This is a genomic window from Halomonas sp. AOP30-A1-24 (genome assembly GCF_052378165.1).
Taxonomy (GTDB): domain Bacteria; phylum Pseudomonadota; class Gammaproteobacteria; order Pseudomonadales; family Halomonadaceae; genus Vreelandella; species Vreelandella citrativorans.
In genome coordinates, this window is record NZ_JBQSXL010000026.1 from 15461 (window position 1) to 27545 (window position 12085).

The following is a 12085-nucleotide window of genomic DNA, read 5'->3' on the forward strand; positions in this document are numbered from 1 at the left end:
TTACCCCTTCCGGCTTGCCTTTGTAAACCACAACCCATGTAAAGAATGAGAAGAACCTTTACACATTAGACGGTATCTATACAGCTGTATAGCGTGTGCAAACGTTAGAGAATAGCCGACCGGCTGGAACTACTGATAAAGCCGCATGGGGACGACACATTGGCTGCGCTTCCCAGAACGGTAATCTGGAAAAGGTACAAATAAGCAGTAAAGAGGAGCTAGTCTGAAAGCTAAAATCAACAAAAGCCGCGTTTGCGGCTTTTGTTGCTCGCTACCGATCAGGGCAGCAGTACGGTTGAACCGGTTGTTTTACGGTTCTGGAGTGCATCCTGGGCTTTACCCGCATCGGCCAGCGGATAGCGGTTGGCAACATCAATTTTGATTTTGCCACTCTCGATCATGCTAAAGAAATCTTTGCACATCATTTCCAGGCGCTCGCGCGTGTCGGCATAACCGTTCAGGCTGGGGCGGGTAACAAATAACGACCCTTTCTGATTCAAAATTCCAATATTAACGCCATCAACCGGGCCGGAGGCATTACCGAAGCTGACCATTAACGCGCGAGGCTTCAGGCAGTTTAACGACATCTCCCACGTGTCCTTGCCCACCGAATCATAAACCACATCGCACATTTCACCGTTAGTAAGCTCGCGGACGCGTTCAACAACGTCTTCTTCGGTGTAATTAATGGTCGCCCATGCGCCATTTGCCAGCGCCAAGTCGGCTTTCTCTTTAGAGCTAACCGTACCAATCAACTTCACACCTAACGCCTTGGCCCACTGGCAGGCAATCGAGCCTACACCACCCGCTGCGGCATGGAACAAGATGGTCTCGCCACCTTTGAGTTCATGCGTTTGGCGTAACAGATACTGCACGGTTAAGCCTTTAAGCATGCTCGCCGCGGCGGTTTCAAAATCGATGAAGTCAGGCAGTTTGACGACTTTTTCAGCCGGCAGCGTATGATGCGTCGCATAAGCGCCTAACGGGCCTTGCGCATAGGCAACGCGGTCCCCAACACTGAGATGAGTCACCCCTTCGCCAACCGCATCAACAATACCCGCGCCTTCAGTACCCAAGCCCGCAGGCAGCGACGGTGCTGGGTAAAGGCCGGTACGAAAATAAATATCAATAAAGTTGAGGCCAACGGCTTTATTGGCGACCCGCACTTCACCTGACTTGGGCGCTGCCGGGGTAACCGTCGCTACTTCAAGCACCTCGGAACCGCCGGTACGGGCAAACTCGATACGCTGAGACATATAAACTCCTTGTACTTTATTTTGGCAGACAGACATTTTGTAAACGAGCTAACGGCTATCCAAACGCTTTAGGCGTCAGAAATCAAGCCGTTAGTTCTAAGCGAGCGGCATTCACTGCGATTGACCTGACACGCTGATGTCACTTGCGCATGCTAGACTGATTTTACTCAATCTGTGACGCCTTATGGATGTGCGATGACCCACCCTGCTATTACCCTCCCTACCCTAATTGCTCACCGCGGCTATTCCGCTGCCGCCCCTGAAAACACGCTAGCCGCCGTACGAGCCGCGTATGAGGCAGGTGCCCGCTGGGTTGAGCTGGATGTTCAATTACTGGGCGACGGCACCCCCGTGATTTGGCATGACGCAGAAGTGGACCGTTGCTCTGATGGGCGGGGGAACCTCAACACGCTCACTTGGCCACAGGCCAACATTCTGGATGTCGGCAGTTGGTTTGGCGATGCCTTTGCGGGTGAAAAAATGGCCAGCCTGGAGGCCATGCTGGCGCTGCTCAATGAGCTGGAGATGGGCGTCAATATGGAAATAAAAGTCAATAAAGGCCGCAACCCAATCGAATTGGTTAATCGCGTACTACCAGACATGCGCGATGCCCTATCGCCAGAGCGCCTGATTGTGTCTTCGTTTGATGTAGATGCACTTAAACATTGCCGCACATTGGCGCCAAAAGAAGAGCTGGCGCTGGGAGTCTTGTTTGGTAACACTCCCAGGGAGTGGCGCGCCCTCTGCGAGTCGGTTGATGCGTTCAGCATTCACCCCCACTGGCCACGCTTAAAACGCGACCAGGCCGATGCCATGCACCAAGCGGGCTATCAACTGTTGTGTTACACCGCGAATGACCCAAGCGCTTTTAATAACCGTTGGGAATGGGGCATTGCTAGCGTGATTACCGACGAACCTGCTATTTTTAAACGTTTTTTGGATAACCAGCGTTCAAAATAGAGTCGTCAGGGGGATGTCATGAAATACAAGGGGGGTTCATGAAATACATAGGTGCACACGTTAGCGCAGCGGGCGGAGCCGACCAGGCCGTGCAACGTGCAGTGGAAATAGGCGCTAATGCCTTTGCGCTATTCACTAAAAACCAGCGCCAGTGGAAAGGCAAGCCGTTAACCGATAAGGCAATTGAGGCCTTTAAAGCCGCCTGTCGCCAGCATGGCTTTGGCCCAGAGCAAATTCTTCCCCACGATAGCTACCTGATTAACCTGGGGCACCCGGAAGCCGAGGGGCTTGAGAAATCCCGTGCGGCTTTTTTGGATGAAATGCAGCGCTGCGAACAATTAGGGCTGACGCTACTTAACTTTCACCCCGGCAGCCATCTAAACAAAATCAGCGAGACGGATTGCTTAAAACGTATTGCGGAATCGGTTAACGAAGCGCTGGTGCATACCCAAGGCGTAACGGCCGTTATCGAGAATACCGCTGGGCAAGGCACTAACCTTGGCTGGCACTTCGAGCACTTGGCGGAAATCATTCGCCATGTCGATGACAAGTCACGCGTTGGCGTATGTATCGATACCTGCCATGCGTTTGCGGCGGGGTATGACTTGCGAACCGCCGAGGCGACACAGGCAACCTTAAATGAGCTTGGCAGCATCGTAGGCTTTGAGTATCTGCGCGGCATGCATTTAAACGATGCCAAAAGTGCGTTTGCCAGCCGGGTTGACCGCCACCACAGTTTAGGAAAAGGCAATATTGGCCTGCCTGCCTTTACCACCATCATGCAGGATGCCCGCATTGATGGAATCCCCATGATTTTAGAAACCGTAGAGCCTGATATCTGGCCTGAAGAAATCAGCTGGCTGCGCACTCAAGCAGAAGAGGCCGCCCCCGGCAAATAGTGAATCACATCATGAAAGCGTAAGCGCGTGGCCGTGGCATTGCGCATTGCGTGGGGGCGGTCAGCAAAAAAGCGCAGCCCCTCGCCTACCTTTAGCGTTTGCCAACGGTCATCAATGCGCAGCTCCATCTCCCCTTCAACCACCACAATATGTTCTACCACGCCCTCGGCATGCGGCGCTGACTCGCTGATCGCGCCGGGCGCCAGCTCAATCATGAACATTTCAAAGCCCAACAATGGATCATAAGGGAAAATCAGCCGTGCCTGCATGCCTGCACTGTCATCTCCCCATACCGACTCTCCGCTATCCCGGCGTAGCTCACCCTGAACCGGTTTTTGGCTGTCGAATAGGGTAGAAAACGACACTCGAAAGCCACTGGCGATTTTCCACAGCGTTGATACGGTCGGGCTCGACTCACCACGCTCGATTTGCCCTAACATGGCTTTGCTTACGCCTGTTTCAGCCGCTGTGCGATCCAGGCTCCAGCCCTGTTTATTGCGTAACTGCTTAACCGTGCTGGCTATATGTTCAGCAATGGTGTGAACTTCACTCGCCATAGGGCTCCCCCTTTAACGCCATAAAAGAAGTTTACTGACTCACTCGTCAAAGCGACACACGCATTTAATCGGCACCGCGATGCGTATCTTTCCGTGCTGATAATGACTTTCACTTCGCCAGCCCTTCGGGCCGGCATGTTCTGTTGCTTTTTTAGCTACGTATCGCCGCCCAAGCTCATGAGCAAGGGCCCCTTAAACGGCGCATATCTCTTTAGGGTAAGGCCTTCTTAATGGCGTTGTGCGCTATAGCGCACGGTGGTAGCCTACACAACTGTGCGCTATAACGCACATTTACTAATAAGCGTTAGCGAGGAGATACCATGGAGGCGCCATCCAGCGAAGAGCATGCCACCTCGCCACGGCCACACAACTCGGCTTGGCGGGATGTTAGCCTATCAACGGTGACGGCTGGGTTTGTTGCCGTCGTCATTGGCTATACCAGTTCAGCAGCGATTATTTTTCAGGCCGCAGAGGCTAGCGGCGCATCCGCAGCGCAAATAAGCTCCTGGCTCTGGGCGCTGGGAATTGGCACGGGTGTTACCTCCTTCGGGCTTTCGCTGCGTTACCGCATGCCGATGCTAACCGCCTGGTCGACGCCAGGCGCCGCCTTTCTGGCCACTAGCTTGCCGGGTATCCCGCTTGATGAAGCTATTGGCGCTTTTCTATTCTCAGCGCTGCTTATTACGCTATGCGGCGTAACGGGGCTGTTTGATCGCTTAATGCGCTATATACCAGGCGCGATAGCAGCCGCCATGTTGGCCGGTATTCTGCTGCGCTTTGGGCTGGGGCTGTTTAACGTTATCGAGACACAGTGGCTAATCCCACTCGTTATGCTGGCCGCCTGGATAGCAGGCCGTCGCTTATGGCCCACCCTTGCGGTACCCGGCGTACTCGTCACCGGGCTGGGGCTTGCATTTGCGCAGGGGCAAATCAATTTAAACGATATTCCATTGACTCCGGCCATGCCCGTTTTTACTGCGCCTGCATTCTCCTTAACGACCCTGATTGGCGTGGGCATTCCACTTTTTATCATTACCATGGCGACCCAAAATCTACCAGGCGTGGCGGTTTTACGCGCGGCAGGCTATCAACCTGACAGCTCACCGCTTATCAGTTGGACAGGCGGCGCAAGCCTGCTGCTTGCACCATTTGGTGGCTTTGCGCTCAATATGGCGGCGATCAGTGCCGCTGTCTGCATAGGCCCTGATGCCCACGCTGATCCACGGCGCCGCTACACGGCTGGCATGGCCGCTGGCATTTTTTATACCATTATGGGGATTTTTGGCGCGACGGTGACCGGCGTGTTTAACGCCCTACCCAGCGCACTGGTGATTGCCCTGGCGGGTATCGCGCTGCTTGGCACACTGGCAGGCGGGCTAGCCAGTGCTTTTGCCGATAGCCGACATCGTGATGCCGCCATCGTCACTTTCTTGTTGACCGGTTCAGGCATTACGCTACTGGGTATTGCTGGGCCATTTTGGGGGTTAATCGCGGGTTTAATCACCTTAAAGCTGACGGCGCCCAACCAATAACTAATCATTAATAACCAACAACCAATAAAAAACGAGATCCCCAGGCAGACTTACAGTACAGCCCTGGGATCTCGTTTTCTTCAATGAAGGTTTGTTGATGTAGGGCTTTAAACGTTACATCGTCGCCAGGCGCTCTTCATCCATCACACCCGACATCCGCACCATTGCCAGCGCTTCTTCAAGGTTGCTCATTTCTTCAATCATTACCAGCTCGCTTTCCAGGCTAACCGGCTGGCCCGCCTTGTCGGACAACAACTTTTCAAGTGACGCCAGATTTAAGTCACGATCAAGGTGTAGAACATCGACAGAAGCGCTGTTATTACTGGGCAGGTAGATCGTGCCATTTGAAAAGTCGACCGCGTAGGCAATAACACCGGGAACAATGAAAAACAGAAGCCCCACACCGTTGGCAATGGCCACTACCGGGTCAATTTGGCCGCTTAATTGGCCTTTCCGCTCTGGATGAAACAGGGTACCGCAACCAGTCAATGCAATAATGGAGGCGCCCACAACGGCTCCCGATAACCAACGGCGTACAGTTTGCTTCATCAAGATTCTCTCAAAAATTTAAAACAGCGCGCAGGCAAAAAGGTAGCTTTAAAAGATAGCTTTACAGGAAAACTGCCCGCGAGCACATGTGAAAACGCGTTCATATTAACACAAACAGCCCCCTGGATGACGGGCATGCTGATGGCAGTATTTTGCCGCGCTAACCGCTAAGCCGTACAATAGCCTCATTCAACGCTAAACCAGCGGCTTTTATACTATCAAGGAATGCTATCTCCCATGCGCGCCAGCCAATTATTAATCGCTACGTTAAAAGAAACCCCGGCCGACGCCGAAGTCATTAGCCATCAGTTGATGTTGCGTGCCGGGATGATTCGCCGCCTGACCTCTGGCCTGTACACTTGGCTCCCTCTGGGTCTGCGTACACTGCGTAAAGTAGAAGCGATTGTTCGCGAAGAAATGAACCGTGCCGGTGGTCAGGAAGTACTGATGCCCGCCGTTCAGCCGGCAGAACTATGGCAGGAGTCTGGTCGCTGGGAGCAGTACGGCCCTGAATTACTACGCGTAAAAGACCGCCATGATCGTGACTACTGCGTAGGCCCGACCCATGAAGAAGTCATTACGGACCTGGTGCGCAAAGAGATAGCAAGCTATAAGCAGCTGCCGATTAACTTCTACCAGATCCAAACCAAATTCCGTGATGAGATCCGCCCACGCTTTGGAGTGATGCGCTCGCGCGAGTTCATCATGAAAGATGCCTACTCTTTCCATTTGGATGAAGCGTCGCTGCAAGAGACGTACCAGACCATGTACGACGCCTACACGCGAATTTTTACCCGTTTGGGGCTGGACTTCCGCCCGGTGATTGCGGATAACGGCTCTATCGGCGGCACCGGCTCTCACGAATTCCATGTACTGGCAAGCTCCGGCGAAGACGATATCGTGTTCTCGAATGCGTCTGACTACGCCGCCAACATGGAAAAAGCCGAAGCCTTACCGGCACCGTTAGGTAGCGATGTACAGCGCGCAGCGCCCAGTGAAGAAATGCGCGTTGTAGAGACGCCCAACGCCAAAACCATCGCAGCACTGGTTGAACAGTTTAAGCTGCCTATCGAAAAAACCGTAAAAACATTGATGGTTCATGCTGCTGAAGGCGGATTGATTACGCTGTTGGTGCGCGGCGACCACGAGCTTAATGACGTCAAGGCAGAAAACCTTCCTCAGGTAGCGACGCCGCTCACCATGGCAAACGAAGAAGAAATTCGTGCTGCTGTAGGCGCGGGGCCTGGCTCACTAGGTCCTATCGGCCTTAAAATGCCGGTCATCATTGACCGCAGCGTTGCCTTGATGAGTGACTTTGGCGCGGGCGCGAATATTGATGGCAAGCACTACTTTGGCATTAACTGGGAGCGCGACGTTGCCCTGCCCCAGGTCGCCGATTTACGTAAAGTGGTTGAAGGCGACCCGTCACCGGATGGTGAAGGCACGCTGTCGATCAAGCGCGGTATTGAAGTCGGCCACGTGTTCCAGCTGGGTCAAAAATACTCTGAAGCCATGAATGCGAGCGTGCTGGGCGACAACGGCAAAACCAGCCATCCGTGGATGGGCTGTTACGGCATTGGCATTACTCGTGTAGTGGCGGCAGCGATTGAACAAAACCACGACGAGTCCGGTATTATTTGGCCTAACGCGATTGCACCTTTCCAGGTCGCGCTGGTGCCCATGAATGCGCATAAATCCCAGCGCGTTCGCGAAGAATCAGAGCGTCTTTACCAAGCGTTAACAGCTGCAGGCCTGGATGTACTGCTTGATGACCGCGATACACGCCCAGGCGTTAAGTTTGCTGATTTGGAACTCATGGGCGTTCCTCATCGTTTGGTAATTGGCGACCGTAGTCTGGATAACGGCGAGCTTGAATACAAGGGCCGCCGTGACAGTGAAGCGACCATGATTCCAGCAGATGACATTGTCGATTTCCTGCTCGAAAAAGCCAGCGCACACCCCACGGCTCAGTAAAGCAGCATCTCGTCCCGCCGCCGTGTCTCAACACGGCGGTGATCCTCTCGACTTCAACCGCACAGGCTTAGCAACGCTTGTACGTACTCATCGCTATGTCGCAGACAAAAAAAACCGGCCCAGTGGAGTGGGCCGGTAAAAAGGAAGCTTACTTCTTAAAGTAAACCCCCTCCCCTGACGCAAGGCTTAGCAGGCATTTTCTTGCGTGGCATGCTGCATCCATAACGGGCGTCGCCACGCGCCTACTAACCAAGAAAATGAGTGACAATACTCGCATTTTTGTCACTGACACACCGCTTGGGACTCCCCAGCCTAAAGCGGCTTCTGTGCGCTAACTGGTCATCATCTTATCGAGCCGCAGTATATCAGTCTCTGACCTGGGTCAAATTTTAAGAAGGTGCCACGAACCTTTTTGAGCCATTTTAATACAGCCCTTAAACACCCACGCTGAGACGCGCTTAACGCAGCTCAACTTAAAGCACTTTACGATCCTCTACCTTGGCATGCTCGGTTCCCGGCGGAAGTGGGTGTCCTTTTGCCAGTTCCGCCCGCGTTGCTTCACGCTGCTCCAGAATGTTTACCTGGTAGCTCAGCGTACGCCCTGCCAACGGATGATTGGTATCTACGGTAACTCGGTCTCCTGCCACGCTCACTACCGTTACAATTTGCGGCCCGGCCTCACCTTCGGTTTGAAAGCGGCTGCCCGGCGTTAAGTCGGCGTTACCAAACGAGCCACGGCCGACTTCTTGTACCAAGCCTTCATTGCGCAGGCCATAGGCCTCTTCAGGTAAAAGCGTCACCGTTACTTCATCACCGGCCTTTAGGCCAGCTAGTGCGCGCTCAAGCCCAGGCACGATGTTGTCGTGGCCATGCAGATACTCAAGGGGCTTATTGCTGGCGCGTGAATCATCCAATACCTGCTCACTGTTATCGCTTAAAACATCGCTAAGCACATAGTGCAACGTAACGACCTGATGTGCCGTGATCGACATGGAAAACTCCTCTCCGGTAAGCTATCAACATTGTCATAAACATTGATGCAGTTTATCACTTGGCTCAAGCCAACGTCTTTTCTGGAGTTGAACGATATGCCCACCCCTTTACCCCGGCGTAGCTGGCTAGCCGCGCTGGCGATTTACTTTCGGGCACCTGTTATTACCATGCTGTTTCTGGGGTTTTCCGCGGGCTTACCGTTCTTACTGGTTTTTTCTACGCTGTCGGCCTGGCTACGTAGCGACGGGATTGACGTCGCCGCCATCGGCTTTTTCGCGTGGATAGGAATGCTCTACTCGGTCAAGTTTTTCTGGGCGCCCGTGGTAGACAGGCTCGCCCTGCCGGTCCTCACGCGCATATTCGGGCAGCGACGAGGCTGGATGCTGCTGGCCCAAGCGATGATTGCAGCGGGGCTTGTGGGTCTTGCAGGCGTTAATCCCCAAGGCAATCTTGGCGTGGTAGCCGCGTTTGCGCTGCTGGTGGCGTTTGGCTCAGCTACCCAGGATATTGCGATTGATGCCTACCGCATTGAGTCCGCCGATGACGACGTCCAGGCTGCCATGGCATCTACCTACATTATCGGCTACCGGGGTGGCCTGCTGGCCGCAGGCGCCGGGGCGCTCTATGTAGCGTCAGCCATTTCCTGGGACGTGGCCTACTTAACCATGGCGGCGCTCGTCGGCGTGGGTGTACTCACCGTGCTGATTCGCCCCGAGCCCAAGCGAGCGTCGCTCTCAGTGCAGTTAATTCATGAACCCAAAGTACGTGCGTTTATTCGCGCTAGCCGTGGCCAACCTAAAGTGCTACGCCGCATGGGCGCCTGGTTTATCGGCGCCATCGTATGCCCCTTTACCGATTTCTTTCGTCGTTATGGGGTAAAAGCGCTGGGCATTCTGGTATTCATTGCAGTGTTTAGAATAAGCGATCTTGCCATGGCGTCGATGGCTAACCCGCTCTATATCGACCTTGGCTTTTCACTGGCAACGATTGCCAATGTGACCAATATCTTCGGTATTGCCATGAGTATTGGCGGCGGTCTTCTGGGCGGGTTACTGGTCGCACGTTACGGTATTGGGCCGGTGCTGATACTGGGGGCCGTTGCCGCCACCTTCACCAATTTGCTGTTCTCGGTACTTGCATTGATCGGCAACCAGGTCCCCATGCTGGTGGTCACCATCATCGGCGATAACCTGGCCAATGGATTGGCAAGCGCCGTGTTTATTGCGTTTCTCTCTACGCTCACATCGCGTGCATATACGGCAACGCAGTACGCGTTGTTTTCATCATTGATGACGCTACCGGGGAAGTTTTTAAGCGGCTTTGGCGGGCTAGTGGTTAGCGCCCAGGGGTATGTCACGTTCTTTATCGTTGCTACGTTGCTGGGGTTACCCGCCATTCTGCTGGCTATCTGGATTAGCCGCGACAAGCAGCTGGTGCCCCCCCCACAGCCGCGTTGAGCGGCTGTGGGAAGAGTAAGCTTTCGTACATAAGAAGAGGATTAGCGGTGGCTATCCAGCCACTCAAGTGCACCTGGCGTGGTACGCCACTGATCACGCATCAGCGTACGGTACTGCCACGCCTCAGCACGTGAACCTGGCTCCACTTGGCCATCGGCATAGGGGGTCGCTGGGCGCGGTTTTTCCGCACAGATCATCTCAAGCGCATGACGATTATGCGCGGTGACGTCGCCAAGCGCCCGTTCGGCCGCCTCATGCTCGTTTAAACGATAAAGCGCCAACGTGCGCCCCATGAGTAACCCCAGCACCAGTGAGCCATCATCGTCTTCCGACTCCTCAGTGAGTGCCAGCGCTTCCTGGTTGCGGTCATCGCGCAGTAGCTGGTCAAGCACCAACTCTTTAAGGCCCAGGCTATCTTCCTGGTCGATGGCTAACAACTCTTCAGCCAGCTCGCGTGAATGCTGGCGTGCGCCGCGCTCCATGCCGACCACGAGCGCCAACCCTGTACGCAGCAGCATGGCATTGTCAGCGTCATCCCAGCACAGGCTGCCGTTGCCTGCGGCTCGGGCCTGTTCCAGCCAGCGTGAAAGACGCACCGCCAGTGGTTCCAGCAGGGTTGGCGCCATCCACGGAAGGCTTCCAAAACGGCTGGTAAGCGCGAGAGTGACATCCTGAACGACCTGAGGCGCATCCAGCCACTCAGGGTGTGCGCAGAGCGCTGACATCCACTCCTCTGCATTGCCCCACGGGTCATCGCGAAAGCCCAAGGCCACCTCTTCATCGACCATTACCTGGAACTGCTCATGCCAAGCGGCGAACAAGGTCGCTTCACGGGCGGTGGTCACATACTGCAAATGGCCGCTTTCCGGGTCGCTGCTAATATCAAGTTTGGGCGCTGTAGGAAGGACAGCAAGCAGTGTTTGCAGGGATACCAGCGGCGTGGCCAGATCCTCTTCCGCGCTTAACAGCTGATCCGCAAGCGTTGCCCCAGGGTTATCAGCAAGTGCCGCAAGAAAATCCAACTGCTCTTCGTCAAGATCCCCCTGGCGCACCAGACGCCGATACCAGAAATTAGCCCGCGCCTTGGCTTCTTCTTCATGGCCTTCATGAAGCAGCAACATCGCCTCAATATACGCAAGTGTGGGCGAATCAGGCAGGGCCTGCTGGGCTTTGACAAAGGCTGCCCGGGCGCTGTCCAAATCATCATTATCCAAATGCATTAAACAGAGCCGTTCAAGGGCAACACCGCGTAAAAACAGCGGCCCGCGCTCCATCACTTCATCCAGAAGGTCTGCCCGTTTGCGGGTAAAGCCACGCTCCTGATAGATATCCAGCAGGATTTCAAAGGCGGGCTCGGCTTGCTCTGGCAACCTCGACCAGTCACTACCATCAAACAGTGACTCCAGAATCTGCATCGCCCGGCCCGTTTGGCCGCTTTCGGCGGCAATAAGCCCCGCTTCCAGCAGTGCTTGGGGCGGCGCTTGGCGGCTCTCCAACGCAGACTTCAGCGTAGCGCCCTTCCATTCACGCAGCGACAACATCCACATCATCTGCTCTGGAATGTCGGTGGGGAAATCAACGCGATAACAGCACTGCTTATACTTGCGCCCAGAGTCGCACCAGCAAGCCTCGTTACGCCCGGGCGTCGCCAGCGGTTCACTGGCAAAATCCAGCCTGGCCAACGGCGTTTGTGACCATAAAATAGGGGCCAGCGCCTGGGCGGTGGCGACATCACCGTTAAATGACTTGGCGCCTTCATCGCGCACCCAAGTCATAAAGTCGGGATAGTGTTCTTGCTGCCTGATTGCCGAGAGTGCCCCGGAGGCAAATCCCAGCAGCTGATCGACCCATACCGCTAGCATTGCCGTCTCCACTGTGTTTAAAAGCGCAATAGCTTACCATGAAGGT

The 12085-nt window shown here is 54.6% G+C and carries 10 protein-coding genes; 5 read left to right on the forward strand and 5 right to left on the reverse strand.

Going from position 1 to position 12085, the window contains the following annotated elements; translation table 11 throughout:
- Positions 1-278: 278 nt before the first annotated feature.
- Complete coding sequence (locus tag ACT3TJ_RS14190) at positions 279-1256, reverse strand: NADPH:quinone reductase (protein ID WP_444622141.1); 978 nt, start codon at positions 1254-1256, stop codon at positions 279-281.
- Positions 1257-1451: 195 nt separating this feature from the next.
- Here ACT3TJ_RS14190 and ACT3TJ_RS14195 point away from each other — a divergent pair, with 195 nt between their 5' ends.
- Both ACT3TJ_RS14195 and nfo read left to right on the forward strand, forming a co-directional pair.
- A complete protein-coding gene (locus ACT3TJ_RS14195; protein WP_444622142.1) occupies positions 1452-2216 on the forward strand; it encodes a glycerophosphodiester phosphodiesterase family protein in 765 nt (254 codons plus the stop codon).
- A gap of 38 nt (positions 2217-2254) precedes the next feature.
- Entirely contained in the window at positions 2255-3115 is an 861-nt protein-coding gene (gene nfo, locus ACT3TJ_RS14200; protein WP_193056348.1) for a deoxyribonuclease IV, read from the forward strand.
- Here the strand turns inward: nfo and ACT3TJ_RS14205 are convergent.
- Positions 3085-3672, reverse strand: a complete 588-nt coding sequence (locus tag ACT3TJ_RS14205; protein ID WP_193056347.1) for a helix-turn-helix domain-containing protein — start codon at positions 3670-3672, stop codon at positions 3085-3087. The two genes, nfo and ACT3TJ_RS14205, sit on opposite strands and share 31 nt — an antisense overlap.
- 320 nt (positions 3673-3992) lie before the next feature.
- On the opposite strand from ACT3TJ_RS14205, the gene ACT3TJ_RS14210 reads away from it, so the two are divergent.
- On the forward strand, positions 3993-5204 hold the full coding sequence (locus ACT3TJ_RS14210; protein ID WP_444622143.1) for a benzoate/H(+) symporter BenE family transporter: 1212 nt from the start codon (positions 3993-3995) through the stop codon (positions 5202-5204).
- Positions 5205-5318: 114 nt separating this feature from the next.
- Here the strand turns inward: ACT3TJ_RS14210 and ACT3TJ_RS14215 are convergent, their stop codons facing one another.
- Complete coding sequence (locus ACT3TJ_RS14215) at positions 5319-5753, reverse strand: hypothetical protein (RefSeq protein WP_087105633.1); 435 nt, start codon at positions 5751-5753, stop codon at positions 5319-5321.
- 237 nt (positions 5754-5990) lie between these two features.
- Here ACT3TJ_RS14215 and ACT3TJ_RS14220 point away from each other — a divergent pair, with 237 nt between their 5' ends.
- Entirely contained in the window at positions 5991-7727 is a 1737-nt protein-coding gene (locus ACT3TJ_RS14220; RefSeq protein ID WP_444622144.1) for a proline--tRNA ligase, read from the forward strand.
- Positions 7728-8200: 473 nt separating this feature from the next.
- Here ACT3TJ_RS14220 and ACT3TJ_RS14225 read toward each other — a convergent pair whose 3' ends face one another.
- Positions 8201-8719, reverse strand: a complete 519-nt coding sequence (locus ACT3TJ_RS14225; RefSeq protein ID WP_444665909.1) for an FKBP-type peptidyl-prolyl cis-trans isomerase — start codon at positions 8717-8719, stop codon at positions 8201-8203.
- A 96-nt stretch (positions 8720-8815) separates the two neighbouring features.
- On the opposite strand from ACT3TJ_RS14225, the gene ACT3TJ_RS14230 reads away from it, so the two are divergent.
- Complete coding sequence (locus ACT3TJ_RS14230; protein WP_444622146.1) at positions 8816-10177, forward strand: AmpG family muropeptide MFS transporter; 1362 nt, start codon at positions 8816-8818, stop codon at positions 10175-10177.
- 41 nt (positions 10178-10218) lie between these two features.
- Here ACT3TJ_RS14230 and ACT3TJ_RS14235 read toward each other — a convergent pair whose 3' ends face one another.
- On the reverse strand, positions 10219-12039 hold the full coding sequence (locus ACT3TJ_RS14235; RefSeq protein WP_444622147.1) for an SEC-C metal-binding domain-containing protein: 1821 nt from the start codon (positions 12037-12039) through the stop codon (positions 10219-10221).
- Positions 12040-12085 lie beyond the last annotated feature (46 nt).